The organism is Planobispora longispora, from assembly GCF_016863135.1.
GTDB lineage: Bacteria > Actinomycetota > Actinomycetes > Streptosporangiales > Streptosporangiaceae > Planobispora > Planobispora longispora.
The window spans coordinates 1-13,663 of sequence record NZ_BOOH01000065.1 but is presented as its reverse complement, the minus strand read 5'-3'; the positions used below and the strand labels follow the sequence as shown (position 1 = coordinate 13,663).

Annotated in this window: 15 protein-coding genes; 2 read left to right on the top strand and 13 right to left on the bottom strand. The window is 74.0% G+C overall.

Annotation, left to right across the window (positions count from 1 at the left end):
- Positions 1–30: 30 nt before the first annotated feature.
- From Plo01_RS36025 to Plo01_RS36015, 3 genes are read right to left on the bottom strand one after another with little or no spacing between them, the layout of a single operon-like run.
- Complete coding sequence (locus Plo01_RS36025) at positions 31–795, bottom strand: isochorismatase family protein (protein WP_239317726.1); 765 nt, start codon at positions 793–795, stop codon at positions 31–33.
- A gap of 38 nt (positions 796–833) precedes the next feature.
- Complete coding sequence (locus Plo01_RS36020) at positions 834–2,030, bottom strand: CaiB/BaiF CoA transferase family protein (protein ID WP_203895257.1); 1,197 nt, start codon at positions 2,028–2,030, stop codon at positions 834–836.
- 46 nt (positions 2,031–2,076) lie between these two features.
- Positions 2,077–2,706 (bottom strand): GntR family transcriptional regulator, encoded by a 630-nt coding sequence (locus tag Plo01_RS36015; protein WP_203895256.1) that lies wholly within the window; start codon positions 2,704–2,706, stop codon positions 2,077–2,079.
- A 75-nt stretch (positions 2,707–2,781) separates the two neighbouring features.
- Here Plo01_RS36015 and Plo01_RS36010 point away from each other — a divergent pair, with 75 nt between their 5' ends.
- Entirely contained in the window at positions 2,782–3,672 is an 891-nt protein-coding gene (locus tag Plo01_RS36010) for a hydroxymethylglutaryl-CoA lyase (RefSeq protein WP_373871758.1), read from the top strand.
- 73 nt (positions 3,673–3,745) lie between these two features.
- Here the strand turns inward: Plo01_RS36010 and Plo01_RS36005 are convergent, their stop codons facing one another.
- The 9 genes from Plo01_RS36005 to Plo01_RS35965 form a co-directional block, all read right to left on the bottom strand.
- Positions 3,746–4,489, bottom strand: coding sequence for a maleate cis-trans isomerase family protein (locus tag Plo01_RS36005; RefSeq protein WP_203895254.1), 744 nt, complete (start codon positions 4,487–4,489; stop codon positions 3,746–3,748).
- Entirely contained in the window at positions 4,486–5,130 is a 645-nt protein-coding gene (locus Plo01_RS36000) for a hypothetical protein (protein WP_203895253.1), read from the bottom strand. The genes Plo01_RS36005 and Plo01_RS36000 overlap by 4 nt, the downstream gene beginning before the upstream one ends.
- A 2-nt stretch (positions 5,131–5,132) precedes the next feature.
- A complete protein-coding gene (locus Plo01_RS35995; protein ID WP_203895252.1) occupies positions 5,133–5,924 on the bottom strand; it encodes an SDR family oxidoreductase in 792 nt (263 codons plus the stop codon).
- Entirely contained in the window at positions 5,921–6,907 is a 987-nt protein-coding gene (locus tag Plo01_RS35990; RefSeq protein WP_239317724.1) for a hypothetical protein, read from the bottom strand. The genes Plo01_RS35995 and Plo01_RS35990 overlap by 4 nt, the downstream gene beginning before the upstream one ends.
- Complete coding sequence (locus tag Plo01_RS35985) at positions 6,904–7,659, bottom strand: hypothetical protein (protein WP_203895251.1); 756 nt, start codon at positions 7,657–7,659, stop codon at positions 6,904–6,906. The genes Plo01_RS35990 and Plo01_RS35985 overlap by 4 nt, the downstream gene beginning before the upstream one ends.
- Positions 7,660–7,699: 40 nt before the next feature.
- Entirely contained in the window at positions 7,700–8,839 is a 1,140-nt protein-coding gene (locus tag Plo01_RS35980; protein WP_203895250.1) for an aromatic ring-hydroxylating dioxygenase subunit alpha, read from the bottom strand.
- Between the two features lie 10 nt (positions 8,840–8,849).
- A complete protein-coding gene (locus tag Plo01_RS35975) occupies positions 8,850–9,800 on the bottom strand; it encodes an alpha/beta hydrolase family protein (protein ID WP_203895249.1) in 951 nt (316 codons plus the stop codon).
- A gap of 58 nt (positions 9,801–9,858) precedes the next feature.
- On the bottom strand, positions 9,859–10,677 hold the full coding sequence (locus tag Plo01_RS35970) for an oxidoreductase (RefSeq protein ID WP_203895248.1): 819 nt from the start codon (positions 10,675–10,677) through the stop codon (positions 9,859–9,861).
- Positions 10,678–10,768: 91 nt separating this feature from the next.
- On the bottom strand, positions 10,769–12,403 hold the full coding sequence (locus Plo01_RS35965; RefSeq protein WP_203895247.1) for a nitrilase-related carbon-nitrogen hydrolase: 1,635 nt from the start codon (positions 12,401–12,403) through the stop codon (positions 10,769–10,771).
- A gap of 82 nt (positions 12,404–12,485) precedes the next feature.
- Between Plo01_RS35965 and Plo01_RS35960 the strand changes: the two genes are divergently transcribed.
- A complete protein-coding gene (locus Plo01_RS35960) occupies positions 12,486–12,767 on the top strand; it encodes a Dabb family protein (protein ID WP_203895246.1) in 282 nt (93 codons plus the stop codon).
- Positions 12,768–12,776: 9 nt separating this feature from the next.
- Here Plo01_RS35960 and Plo01_RS35955 read toward each other — a convergent pair whose 3' ends face one another.
- Positions 12,777–13,421 (bottom strand): PilZ domain-containing protein, encoded by a 645-nt coding sequence (locus tag Plo01_RS35955; RefSeq protein ID WP_203895245.1) that lies wholly within the window; start codon positions 13,419–13,421, stop codon positions 12,777–12,779.
- Positions 13,422–13,663: the final 242 nt, after the last annotated feature.

Below are 13,663 nucleotides of genomic sequence, written 5' to 3'. Positions count from 1 at the left end.
CCCTCGTCAATGGAGCGGCCCGGCCGCCTGTCAGGCCCGCAGCCGGGCCAGCACGTCGGCCTCCTCCCAGACCTCGCCGTACTTGGCCTGGATGTCGAAGAGGGCGGCCTCGTGCGGCCGGGGATCGCGGTCGCCCACCGCCTGCCGCACGACGATCGGCACGAAGCCGTGCTGGATCGCGTCGACGGCGGTGGCGCGCACGCAGCCGCTGGTGGAGACTCCGGCGATGACGAGCGTGTCCACCCGCAGGACGTTCAGCGTGGAGGCCAGGGCGGTGCCGAAGAAGGCGCTGGCGTACTGCTTGACGATCACCGGTTCGCCGGAGCCCGGCCCGGCCTCGGGCATCAGCGCGCCGAGCGGGGTGTCGCCGACCAGGTGGCGCAGCGGGGCGACCTTGCGGAAGAACAGGCCGCCGTCGACCCCGCCCGGGCCGAAGGCCACCCGGGTGTGGATCACCGGCACGCCCGCCGAGCGGGCCGCGGCCAGGACCCGGGCGGCCGACTCCAGGCAGGCGCGCGAGCCCAGGTACAGCTCGGCGCCCGGCTCGAAGTAGGCGCGCATGAGGTCGACCATGATCAGCGCTGGGCGACGCCCGAAGGGAAGGGACCGCCCGAACACCTCCCGGTGCTCTCTGACCACGCCCGCCGGCGCGGGCTCCGCGAGCTCCGCGAGCTCCGCGAGCTCCGCGAGCTCCGCGAGCTCCGCGGGTTCTGCGAGCTCCCCGGACTCCGTATCCGAGAAGCCGCCCGCCGGCGCGGGCTCCGCGCTGCCGGGGACGTGCGCCGGATGGTTCATGTCGGACGCCTCCGCTCGGGACGGCCTTCGGACGGGCTTCAGATGACGCGCTCCGTCCGCAGGCGCGCCATCTCCTCCTCGCCGAGGCCGAGCAGGCCCCGGTAGACCTCGTCGTTGTGCCGGCCGAGCGCGGGTCCCGGGCTGCGGACGCCGCCGGGGGTCTCCGACAGCCTGGGCGTCACGTTCTGCATGGCCAGCTCGCCGAAGTCGGGGTGCGGGACGCGCACGATCGCCTCGCGGGCGGCGAAGTGGGGGTCGGCGAACATGTCCTCGGCCGTGTAGACGCGCCCGGCGGGCACGCCGCCGTCGTTCAGGCGCGCCAGCAGGTCGTCGGCGGGGTGGCACGCCGTCCACGCGGCGATCAGCTCGTCCAGCTCGGCCATGTGCGCGCCACGGGCGCCGTGCGTGGCGTAGCGCGGGTCGTCGGCCAGGCCCGGCTCGCCCATCACGGCGGCCAGGCGGCGGAAGACGCTGTCCTGGTTGGCGGCGATGAGGAGGGACTCGCCGTCCTCGGTGGGGTAGACGTTGCTCGGCGAGACGTTGGGCAGCACGGGCCCGGTGCGCTCACGCCGGTAGGACGCCTGCTGCCACTCCGGCAGCAGCGACTCCATCATGGCCAGCACCGCCTCGTAGATCGCCGAGTCGACGACCTGGCCCCTGCCGCTGCGCTCCCGCTCGTGCAGGGCGACCAGCGTGCCGATGCAGGCGTGGGTGGCGGCCAGCGAGTCGCCGAGGGAGATCCCGGCGCGCGACGGCGGCCGGTCGGGGTCGCCGGTGACGTATCTGATGCCGCCCATGGCCTCGCCGATCGAGCCGTACCCCGCCCGGGGCGCGTACGGGCCGGTCTGCCCGAAGCCGGTGACCCGGGTGATGACCAGCCGGGGGTTGATCGCGTGCAGCTCCCCGGGCGAGAGCCCCCAGCGCTCCAGCGTGCCGGGCCGGAAGTTCTCCAGCAGCACGTCGGAGCGGGCGGCCAGCTCCCGGACGAGCTCCTGGCCCCGGGCCGTGCGCAGGTCGCAGGTGACGGACTTCTTGTTGCGCGCCACGACCGGCCACCACAGGGACTTCCCGTGGGGTTTCTCCCGGCCCCACTGCCGCATCGGATCGCCCCTGCCGGGGTCCTCCACCTTGATGACCTCGGCGCCGAAGTCGCCGAGGAGCTGGCCGCAGAACGGCCCGGCGAGCAGTTGCCCGAGCTCGACGACGCGGATGTCGCCGAGGGGGAGACCTCTCATCGAACTCCTTCGGGTACGGGGACCCGCCCGCGGGCGGGTCCGGAGGTCAGCCGTCGTCCCGGCGCCGGGGGCCCAGCAGCGAGGCCCGGGCGGAGAACAGGTGGGCGCGCATGACCGCCTCGGCCCAGTCCGGATCCCCCGCGCGCACGGCGGCCGCGATCTCGATGTGGTGGTCAGCGCTGCGCCGCATGGCCTCGGCGTCGAAGGAGCCGTAGGTGCGCAGCAGGACGGGGGAGTGGATCAGCGCGCTGAGCGACTGGGCGAGGACCGCGCTGCCGCCGAGCCGTACCAGCCCCTGGTGGAAGTCGGCGTTGAGCCGGTAGACGGCGTCGAGGTCGTGCCGCTCGGCGTGCTCCCTGAGGGCGACGGCGATCCCGTGCAGACGGTCGGCGTCCTCGGCGGTCGCGACGGCGGCGGCCTGGCGGGCGGCCAGGCCCTCGATCCGCGCGCGCAGCTCGAAGACCGTCTCCAGGTCTCCGGCGGGATGCTCCGCCACCCGCGCGCCCCGGTTGGCGACGACCTCGACGAGCCCCTCCGCCTGCAGGCGCCGGAGCGCCTCGCGGACCGGGGTCCTGCTGACGCCGAGGGTCTCGGCGAGCTCGACCTCGCCGAGCCTGGCCCCGGGTGCGTACCGGCCCCGCAGGATCAGGTCCCTGAGATCGTCGACAACCGACATGTGTACATTCCTCTGATCGATCTGTCACCATGATGGGGAAAAGCTCGCCTCATAGCAAGGATTTGTATGCAATCCATGAGCGTCGAGGTGATCGAGGTAGGTCCGCGCGACGGCCTGCAGAACGAGCGGGCGATCGTCCCCACCGCCGCCAAGGTCGCCTATGTCGAGGCGCTGGTCGCGGCCGGGCTGCGGCGCGTCGAGGCGGTCAGTTTCGTGCACCCGGGACGGGTGCCGCAGATGGCCGACGCCGAGGAGGTCATGGCGCGCGTGCCGCGCGTTCCCGGGGTGCGCTACGCGGGCCTGGTGCTGAACGGGCGCGGCCTGGACCGGGCGCTGACCGCCGGGGTGGACGAGGTCAACGCCGTGGTGGTGGCCACCGAGACCTTCTCCCGCCGCAACCAGGGCATGTCCGTGGACGACGCGGTCCGCGGCTTCGGAGTGATCGCGGAGCGGGCGCGCGGGGCCGGGCTCACCGTGACGCTCACCGTGGCGGCGAGCTTCGGCTGCCCGTTCGAGGGCGAGGTGGACCCGGCCCGCGTCGCCGACCTGGTCCGGCGCTGCCCCGGCGCGCAGGAGGTCGCGCTGGCCGACACGATCGGCGTCGGCGTCCCCGCGGGAGTGCGCCGCCTGGCCGAGGCGGTCGGCGAGGCGACCGCCGCGCCGCTGCGCTTCCACTTCCACAACACCCGCAACACCGGTTACGCCAACGCGGTCGCCGCCCTGGAGGCGGGCGCCGCGGCCCTGGACGCCAGCGCCGGGGGCATCGGCGGCTGCCCCTTCGCCCCGGCCGCCACCGGCAACATCGCCACCGAGGACCTGCTCTACCTGCTGCACCGCTCGGGCGTGCGGACCGGGGCCGACCTGCCCGGGGTGCTCGCCGCCGCGGCCCTGATCGAGAAGGAGCTGGACGGCCGGCTCCCCGCCCAGCTCGGGCGCGCCGGGATCTGGCCCCCGCCCGCCCACTGACCGGCGCGGGGACCGCCCCGCCCTGCCGCGCGCCGGACGCCCGGCGCGGACCGGCGCTCGGGCGGCGGGGAGCTCAGTGCTCGCGCAGCAGGGAGCCCGCGCCGTGCACCCGGTCGTGGATGCCGTTGTCGCGCAGCGCCATCCACCAGGTCGCGGCGTTGATGGCGATGACCGGCTTGCCCAGCCGGCGCTCGGCCTCGTCGGCCAGGCCCACCATGGACAGGTTGGTGCCGCACTGCACGAGCGCGTCCACGTCCGGGCCGTCCACCTCGACCAGGGCGGCGCGCAGCTCGGCCTCGGTGACGTGCGCGATCGACACGGCGGTGGGGCAGCGCAGGCCCCGGATGGCGGCGACCTCGAAGCCGATCTCGCCGAAGAACCGGACCACGTTCGCGTCGCCCACCGGCTGGTAGGGGGTGACGACGCCGATGCGGCGGGCGCCGTACAACGTCAGCGCCCGCTCGCACGCCTCGGCGCCGGTGGCCGTCCGCAGCCCGGTGATGTCGTGGATCTGCTCGACGAACCGCCGGTTCCCCTCGACGCCGCCCCAGAACGTCTCGGCGGACATCCCCATCACCATGTAGTCGGGCTCGCAGGTCAGCACCCGCTCGCAGGCCGCGCCGATCTCCTCGCGGATCTGCTCCAGCAACCGCTCCATGCCCTCGTCGCCGCCCATGTCCTGGTCACGGATGTGGATCCGGCCGATGTGGGCCGTCACCCCGGGCACCGTCATCCGGTAGAAGTCGGGCTCGACGATCGTGTTCGTGGACGGGGCGATCACCCCGAACTTCGCGCGCCAGCCGAGGGCGTCGGTCATCGCAGGACCTCCGATCGATTCCGGGTACGGCCCAGCCGGAAGGCGGCCACCGCGAAGGCGGCCTGGGCGGCGGTGTTGCACAGCTGCTCGGCCCACTGCAGGGCGACGGTCTGGTCGGGACGGGCGGCCAGCGGGCTGAGCACGAAGAACCCCAGCAGCTGCACGCCGAAGAGCCCGGCGGCCGTCAGATCGCCCCGGCGGCGGGCGGCGACGATCAGGTGGACGCCGCAGAGCGTGGCGAAGACCGAGACGCTGACCAGCAGCGGGATCGTCCGGCCGGCCAGGACGGCGCCGAGCGAGCAGGCCAGGGTCAGCCCCGGCACCAGGAGCCTCACCCATCGCGGCGCCGCCCCCGCGCGCACGGCGGACAGGACCCAGGCGAGCACCCCGAACCCGAGGGTCAACAGAGGGAACAGCAGCGCCTCCAGCCAGGGCAGGTCCGGGCCGTCCAGGGCCACCACCAGCTTCCAGACCGCTTTGCCCAGGCCGCCCGCCCCGATCAGCACCGCCGCCGCCGCGACGCCCGGCGCGTGCCGCGGGCCGGTGTACCGCGTCAGGAACAGCACCCCGGCGGTCGTCAGCGCCACCGGGGCGAAGTCCTCGGCCGCCAGGGCGAGCGGGTAGTCCGCCGGGGAGTCCATCGCTACTCTCCGCCGGAGAACAGGTCGCGCCTGCGCACGGGGGCGAGCGCGAAACGGGCCGCGATCTTCGCCGGGGTCAGCCACCGGACGTGGGCGCCGTTGCACGCCCGCGACAGCGCCCGTTCGGCGAGCCAGGGGGCGACGGTCTCGACCCGGTCGGCCAGGATGTTGAAGATCCTCTTGGCCTTCTCGAAGGACTCCGGGTCGTAGTCGTGGGTGAGCAGGTCCGTGACGACCATCCCCGGGCTCAGCAGCCCGGCCGACACCCCCGGCGGCACCTCCTTGACCAGCGCCCGGGTCAGGTAGGTCAGCGCCCGCTTGGTCGAGCCGTACACGCTCAGCCCGGGGACGGCGCGGCCGTCGCTGCCCAGCCCCTCCATGTTCCACAGGTGGCCGTGGCCCTGGGCGGCCATCCCGGCGAGCGCCACCGCCGAGCCGTTGAGCACGCCCACCAGGTTCGTCCCGACCACGGCGCGGACCTCGGCGTCGGGCAGCTCCCACAGCGGGGCCCGGGTGTGCGAGACCCCGGCGTTGTTGATCCAGACGTCCACCCGCCCGAAGCGCTCGGCGGCGCCGTCCCACAGCGCCCGCACCTGGTCCCGGTCGGTGACGTCGGCGACCAGGCCCAGGATCTCGGATCCGGGCAGCCCGGCGGTCGCCTTCCCCACCGTCTCCGCGCGGCTGCCGCACAGCGCGACCCGGTGCCCGCGGTCCAGGAAGGCGCGCACGAGCCCGAGGCCGATGCCCCGGGTCCCGCCGGTGACCACGACGGTCCTGGTTCCCGCGCCCGTCATCGGCGCTCCAGGACGCCGTGGACGACGGCCGACGGCGCGTCGCCGTCGAACAGCCGGTAGACCACGGCCAGGGTCGAGCCCGCGCCCATTCCGGGCTCGGCATCGATCATGAACTCCCGTCCCTTCAGCTTCTCCGCCCCGCCCAGGTGCAGGGAGACGTAGTTGGCCCGGCCGTAGGCCGTCGCGTTGCCCCAGGCGTCCGGCCCCTCGTAGAAGGAGCGGAACCCGTCGCGGCGCGCGAGCGTCTCGTACGAGCGCGGCAGCCCGCCGGACCAGGTGACGCGTACCCGGGTGACGAGCAGGCTCACCGGTTCCAGCTCGATCGTGATCCGGACGTCCTCCCACCGTTCGCGATCGGCGCCCCACGTCTCGCAGACGCCCCGGTAGGCGCAGGCCTGTTTCGTCGGCAGGACGTACGGCACCGCCCCGCACCGGGTCTCCCGCTCCAGCAGCGCCTCGGTCTCCCGGGGATCGCGGGTGTAGACGCCGTTGAAGACGCCGACCACGGCCGGGCCCTGGTGCAGGACCGAGGAGTAGACCTGGGTCTCCCCGTCCGGCAGCACCTGGTTCCAGGTGTTGAGGTCCACCTGCCAGCCGGGACCGTAGTAGTGGGCGTCCACGAACGATCCGTACGGCCGTCCGCTGCCGAAGAAGTCGGGCCCGGTGTAGACGCGGTCGCCGCCGGAGTCGGTCACCCCGAACGCGAACGGGGCGCCCAGCTTGAACCGCCCGGCGAGCGGTCCGCCGCCGGTCAGGCCGCCGTCCATCAGGTAGGTGGTGACGCCGCCGTCGAAGACCGACGAGCGCCGGATGTCCTCGAAGCCCTGCCAGGCGCCCGAGGCGTCGAACAGCGACGGCCGCCCGACCCACTCGCCCGCGATGCGCCGCTGCCAGGCGCTCGGCCGCGGGCTCCCGGTCGCTCCGGGCCCGGCGGTCCCGGTCGCTCCGGGCCCGGAAGTTCCGGCGGTTCCGCCCGCGTTCACGCCACCAGCTCCCCGCGCACGCGCCCGGCCTGCTCCTCGCCGAGCAGCCGCGCCACCTGGCGCCAGACCGGGTCCACCTCCGGGCTGAACAGGTTCGCCCGCTGGGCCCGGTCCCGGGCGGCCGGGTCGCCCCCGGCCTCGGGCACCCCCTTGTCGACCAGCGACAACCAGTGCGTCAGATACGCCTCGACCGTGCCGTCGAGGGCCGCGAACGCCTCCTCGGTGGCCCGGCAGACCACCATCCACGGCGACATCATGGCCCGCTGGCGCGGGCCGACCGCCGCGGGGGAGAGGCCGTCGATCGTCCAGGCGTGCTCCAGCGGCCCGGTCAGCGGTAGGAAGCAGGCGTCCAGGTAGTCCAGGTGGACGGCCAGGTCCGCGCGAGGAATCAGGTCCAGGTGCATCGCGTGGTAGTCCGGCGACCGTACCGAATCCAGCGTGAAGTGCGGCACCGCCGAGTCCGCCGGGGTGAAAGCGAAGATCATGTGGCTGTCCAGCCCGATCGCCGGCACGACCAGGCTGACCGTCACGACCTTGTCGACCGGCCCGCCCCGCAGGGCTGGTCCGCCCTGTAAGGCCGGTTCGTCCCGCAGGACCGGTCCGCTCCGCAGCACCCTCAGCCGTCCGACGGGCTCCGGCGACATCGGGCTGGTCAGCGGCAGTTCCTCGGCGACCGTCAGGCCGAGCGCCTCGGTGAGGGCCGACAGCGTCCGCTCGCTGAGAGTGGCGGGAAGGCTCGCGGGAAGACTCACGGAAAACGGCTCCCTGGGGGAAGGCCCGACCCGCTCCGGGTCAGGGGGTGGCTTCTTCGGACGGACCCGGCCCGCCGCCGCGGGCCTTGTGCACCCAGGCGCGGGCCAGCTCGGGGTTGTCGCGGCGGGCGGGGGAGGGGATGACGGTGGCGCGGCGGCGGGGGCCGTCACCGGTGACGATGTCGTCGCCGCCCACCCACCACCCCTCCTCGATCAGCCGGGCACGCCGCCTGCGGTAGGCGACCTGCAACGCGTCGCTGCGCATGTGCAACTCGTCGGGCAGGTCGAAGGGGAGCAGCTCCGGACGCTGCGACTCCACGACGGGCTTGTCCTGCAGCAGGATCTTCTCGATCCGCTTGACCGCGTTGCCGTCGGCCCACCTGCCGGTGAAGAAGTTGCGGTAGCCCAGGATCTTGATCAGCGTCCGGTCCTGGGAGAGCGGGATGTTGAAGTCGTACAGGATCAGGTCGCCGAACGGCAGGCGGACGTGGAGCTTCACCACGTTGGGCAGGTACCAGCCGTTGGTCACGGTGACGTACTCCGGGCGGGGCCGCCGCCGCGCCAGCAGGCTCCACAGCCCGCCGGGCGGGGGCGGGCTGAGCAGGATGTCCGCCTCAGCCGACCAGTCGTCCTGCTTGATCTCGAAGTCGGGGATCTCGGGCTTGTCGGGGTTGCCGAACGCGGTCCCGTGCACGAACGGCGTGTGCGCGGCGTCCACCACGTTCTCGAAGGTCCGCTCGTAGTTGGCGGCGATCTCCATCTCGTAGTGGACCTCGCGGAAGGCGGGGTCGCCGTGCTCGGGGATGTGCGGGATGGGCGGGCGCTCGTCCTCGGGCAGGTCGCCGAGGAACGCCCAGACCATGCCGTACCGCTCGGCCGTCGGGTAGGAGTCCACCCGGGCCTTCTTCGGGACGCCCCGCCCCGGCGGGTTGGCCGGGATCTTCACGCACGCCCCGTCCGGCCGGTACTCCCAGCCGTGGTACGGGCAGACCACGCGGTCGCCGGAGACCGTGCCCATCGACAGCGCGCCGCCCCGGTGCACGCACAGGTCGGACAGGCACACGGCGGTGCCGTCGCCGGTGCGGTAGAGCACGAAGTCCTGGCCCAGGCAGGTCACCTTCACCGGCGTGGGCCCCACCCGGTCGCCGAACTCCAGCGCGTACCAGAAGTTCTTCAGCATGCTCGCGCTCCTATCGGCTCCGGGTCAGCGTCGCCGCGTCGAATCGGTCCATCACGGTCCGCGCCGCCGGGTCCCGGCGCAGGTGGACGCCGAGGAACGCGGTGACCAGCCGCGCGAACGGCTCCAGCGCGCCGGACGTCGCCGGGCGGTCGAGGAACGCCCGCGCCGCCGTCGGGTCGGCCGGATCGGCGATGGAGAAGTGGTTGGCGCCCTCGAAGACCGCCAGGACGTGGTCGCCCCCGGGCAGGGCCTCGGTGAAGGTACGGGTCACCGGGTCCCGGCGGGCCGCCGGGTCCTCGCCGTAGCGGTCCGCGCTGCCGTCGATCACGCCGTCCTGCGTGCCCACCCCCAGCAGCACCGGACCGGTCACCTGGGCGGGCAGCACCGTCCCCGGCGGCCAGCCCAGCATGGTCGCGACCATCGTGTGGGCGCCCCAGGCGAACACCGCCCCGACCTGCGGGAAGAACCGGGCCGACTGGAGCGCCACCGTGCCGCCCGCCGAGTGCCCGCCCAGGGCCACCCGCTCCAGGTCCAGCGCGCCCTTCAGCGGCCCCTCCCCGTCGAGCTCCTCCAGCGCCCCCAGCAGCGCGGGGATGGCCGGGCAGGTCGGGCGGGAACCGTACGCGCCCGGTCTGGCGGCGTCCAGGTCCACTCCCGGGGTGAGGCCGTACTGCCCGCCGAACAGCTCCCCGACCCGGTCGAAGGTGACGACGGCGAACCCGGCGGCGGCCAGCAGGCAGGCGAACCGCCGGTAGGAGTCCTGCCCGACGTTCACCCCGGACAGGAACAGCACCACGGGGTACGGCGCCCCGGCGGGGTCCGGCGGGAACACCCCGGTCAGGCGCTCGGCGTCGCCGCCCCGGGCGGCCGCGGGGTAGTAGACCTTCAGGTGCGCGGTGTCGAACGGCGCGCGGCCCCCGGTCCGGGCGGACCACCACAACGAGCGGACCGCGCCGCTCACCGGTCGCCCGCCCGGGCTTCCCGGACGGCCCGCTCCGCCGTGCCGGCGTGACCCGCGCTCACCCGAGATCCCCGGACGGCCTCGGCAGGACGCGGTCGCCGCCCCACAGGGCGCGCACGAGCCTGTCGGTCGTCTCCTGGCCGAACATCCGCACTCCCATGACGTTCGCGGGGTCCCGCTCGGCGATGTTGCGCCGGACGGCCAGGTCCCGCGCGGCCAGGGCGGCCCGCTTCCCGGGCGGTACGGCCTCCGCCCCGTCCACCCACGCCAGCCACCGCTCGACCCGCCCGCGCAGGATCTCCTCGACGACGCCGAGGTTGGTCGCGGTCGGCGGGAAGGAGTAGCAGTAGGCCGTCGGCGACAGGCTTGCGCGGATGAACGCCGCCCGGCTGGTGAACCAGGTGAAGTCCGGGTGCTCCTCCCTGTGGGCCAGCCAGGCGGCCTCGCCGGGCGCGTAGTACCGGTCGAAGTAGGCGGCGTCGGCGGTCAGGTCGGCGCGAGGGACGGCGTCGGTGTAGAACCAGCCCTCGGGCCACAGCAGCAGCGCGACGGCCAGGTGCGGGACGCGGATGTGCGGGCCGAGCCAGACCGTCAGGTGCATGTTGACGAACCCGGTCCGGGGATCGCCGATCCACGAGTGGACCATCCAATCGATCTCCGGTCCGGTGTGGGCCGCCAGCCTGCCTCCCGGTCCGTTCCCCGGGTCGCCGTACGACTCGAGGTCCTCGGTGGACGGGTCCCGGGCCAGCTCGAACCTGGCCCCGATCTCCGTCCGCAGTTCGGTGAGCAGCCGCTCCCACCGCTGGAAGGTCCCGGTCACGTCGGTGACCGGTGAGGCGTCGACCATCTGCTCGACGTGCTGGAGCGTTTCCTTCACCGGCACTCCCGGTCCACTCGATCCACTCTGCGAAACAGTGTTTCCAATGCTGGGAGGGAGGGCCCTCCATGTCAATGGGGGCGGGGCCACGTCACCGGGAAGCGGCGACGAGCGCTCCGGCCAGCCGCCACGGGCGGCCGTCCACCAGGTCGGTCCCGCGTGAGACGAGGCGGTTGACGGCCTGGGCCGGGCGGACCTCGGCGTGCACGACGCGCTCGCCGTTCTTCACCGGCGTGACGACCGGGTGGCTGATGCGCCCGGTGAACGGCCCCTCCCGGGCGGTCCAGAGGGTGAAGTCCGGCGAGAGCCCCAGCACCGCCCCGGCCATCCCGTCGGGACCGTCGTGTCCGGCCGCCACCACGTTCAGCCGGTTCTCGGCCGCCCGTTCCGGCAGGCCGAGCCGGAGCTCCCACGGCTCCGAGGGCGTGAACGGCACCGCCACCACGTCGGCGTCCCGCAGCGCGGCCAGCCGGAAAGTCTCCGGGAACACCGCGTCGTCGCCGACCACGATCGCCAGGCGCCCCCAGGGCAGGGAGAAGACCTCCAGCCCGATCCCGAGGTCGCCGGCCCACGGATGCCGGGCCGAGGGGTGCAGCTGCCGCTGCCGTCCCGCCACGCCCGCGCCGTCGACGAGCACCCCCTCGTGCGCGCTCCCGGCCCGCACGCTGAACACGGCGTGCGCCGTGCTCCCCCGCAGGGCGCGCGACGCCTCCAGGACGGTCATCCCGCACAACTCGGGCAGCACGATCAGCTCCGCGCCTCCGGCGGCGGCCTCGGCGACCATCCGCTCGGCCTCTCCCGGCTCGCCGCCCTGCGGCCGGACGACCGCGACCCGCAGCCGCGGCGCGCCGGGCGGGGCCGCGCGGCCCGCGGGCTCGGCCGCGACGGGGGAGTAGAGCTCGGGACGGCGGGCGGTCAGGACGTGCGTGCCGTCGGGGCGGAGCTTGCCGTCGGCCAGGGAGACGTCGATGTCGGCCACCGCCACGGCCTCGCCGGTCCGCGGGGCCCTCGCCGCGATCGTCCCGTCCGGCGCGACGATCTGGCTCTCGCCCGCGCCGTGCAGCCACTCCGGCGGCACGCCGAGCCTGCCCGCGATCGCCGGCAGTTCGGCGGCGGGCAGCAGGGGGCCGACCTTGTTCGCCGCGACCACCCAGACCCGGTTCTCGGCCGCGCGGACCGGGACGTGCAGGTCCGCCTCGTCCACGGCGAACGAGTTCAGGCTGTTGAGCAGCACCTGGGCGCCCCTCAGCGTCAGGGACCGGCAGACCTCGTTGATCACGCCTTCCATGCACGCGTACATCCCCAGACGCCCGATCGGGGTCTCGATCACCGGGGAGGCCGCGGAGCCGGGGGTGAGGTGGTCGTTCTCGGCGCCCATCAGCGTCTGCTTGTCCGACTCGCCGAGCAGGGCGCCGTCCGGGCCGTAGAGCAGGCCGGTGCCGGTGATCCGGCCGTCGTCGCGGGCGAGGGTGACGCCGATCTTGATGTACGCGCCGTGCCGGGCGGCCCGTCCGGAGATCGCGCCGAGGAAGGCGTCCCCGATCCGGCACGCCGTCCGGCGGGCGTGGTCGCGGCCGCCGTACCAGGACAGGTGGTTGCAGAACTCGGGGAGCACGATCAGCTCGGCGCCCCGTTCCGCCGCCGCGTCGATCACGCGCAGGCAGGCGGCCAGGTTGGCGGCGACGTCCGTGCCCGCTTCCAGCTGCGCGGCGGCCACACGCACCATGGAGTCCTCCGTTACACCTAGAGAAACATCGTTTCCAAAAAGTAGACTCTCGTGAAAACGACGATCTGTCCAGGGAGCTCCCGTGCTGATCCATGTCGTGCTGATGAAGTTCGCCGATCCCGCCGACGCGGCCACGGCCGGGCGGCTGCTGGAGGGGCTCGGCGGGACGGTCGGGCAGATCCGCTCCCTGACCGTCGGCCTGGACGTCGTCCGCTCCGAGGTCTCCTACGACCTGTGCCTGGTCACCACCCACGACTCGGCCGACGACCTGCGCGGCTACCAGGAGCATCCCGCCCACCTGGAGGTGGCCGCCTGGCTCCGCCCACGCCTGGCCGCCCGCGCCGTCGTGGACCACGAGTCCTGATCCCGGCGTTCAGTCGCGCCCTTCCGCGGCCTGACGGGCGCGGCGGTACACGGGTTCCCACGCGAACAGATACCGGCGGATCAGCTGGACGGTGGACGCCGACGGCGACCGGAAGACCACCACGATGTGCTGCCCCAGCCCGTTGGGGGCCTCGCGCACGACGGTGACGGTGCCGACCTGGCTCAGGATCCCGTTGCTGAGCAGGGCCCGGATGTGCACCTGCTCGCCCACGGTGATGTCGAAGGCCGGGGCCCAGCAGCGCAGCGCCTTCTCGCTGAGGTCCAGCAACGTGCTGTCGAAGGTGATGGGAGGCTGAGTGGTGAAGGTGGAGACGCGCATCCTCTCCCCGCCGCCGCCCCGCTCGTGCCGCCGGCGCCCGAGCCGGCGCGCTTCGCCCAGCGGGTGCACCTCCCAGCGCTCCGGCGGGCCGGGGTCGATGGCGGTCAGCCGCACCGGCAGCACCACGCGCCCGTCGGCATTGATCCAGAACAGCATCAGATGACTGCCGACCGGGACGGATTCGAGACTGGCCGCGTCCACGGGGGCGGCGACGATGATCTCCCCGTCGATGACGGCCTCCAGCCGGGAACGGTGTCCGGCGTCGTCGTCGATGCAGACGTAGAGCGCACTTTTCAGCGGGGGAAACAGGGTCACTGAGACCCCATCGGCCGAAGGGCCGCCGACCTGACGGGACCGGAGCCCCGTCCGGGAACCGTCCCCGCCCAGCTCGCCGCAACCCCGGTCCCGAGCTCACCGCGCCATGATGCGCCCGGCCTCGTCGAGGAGACCGGGCGCATCGCGCGGCTGACCGTCAGGCCAGAGGAATCGCGTCCAGGACGCGGGCGGGGATCACCTGCACCCCGGTGGACTGGCTCGCCGGCGTTCTACGCCCGCCG

Excerpts from the sequence above, each read along its gene's own strand:
- Plo01_RS36005 (WP_203895254.1), bottom strand. The coding sequence starts at position 4,489 with ATGACCGACGCCCTCGGCTGGCGCGCGAAGTTCGGGGTGATCGCCCCG.
- Plo01_RS36025 (WP_239317726.1), bottom strand. The coding sequence starts at position 795 with ATGAACCATCCGGCGCACGTCCCCGGCAGCGCGGAGCCCGCGCCGGCG.
- Plo01_RS35995 (WP_203895252.1), bottom strand. The coding sequence starts at position 5,924 with ATGACGGGCGCGGGAACCAGGACCGTCGTGGTCACCGGCGGGACCCGG.
- Plo01_RS36015 (WP_203895256.1), bottom strand. The coding sequence starts at position 2,706 with ATGTCGGTTGTCGACGATCTCAGGGACCTGATCCTGCGGGGCCGGTAC.
- Plo01_RS35965 (WP_203895247.1), bottom strand. The coding sequence starts at position 12,403 with ATGGTGCGTGTGGCCGCCGCGCAGCTGGAAGCGGGCACGGACGTCGCC.
- Plo01_RS35980 (WP_203895250.1), bottom strand. The coding sequence starts at position 8,839 with ATGCTGAAGAACTTCTGGTACGCGCTGGAGTTCGGCGACCGGGTGGGG.
- Plo01_RS36010 (WP_373871758.1), top strand. The coding sequence starts at position 2,782 with ATGAGCGTCGAGGTGATCGAGGTAGGTCCGCGCGACGGCCTGCAGAAC.
- Plo01_RS36000 (WP_203895253.1), bottom strand. The coding sequence starts at position 5,130 with ATGGACTCCCCGGCGGACTACCCGCTCGCCCTGGCGGCCGAGGACTTC.
- Plo01_RS36020 (WP_203895257.1), bottom strand. The coding sequence starts at position 2,030 with ATGAGAGGTCTCCCCCTCGGCGACATCCGCGTCGTCGAGCTCGGGCAA.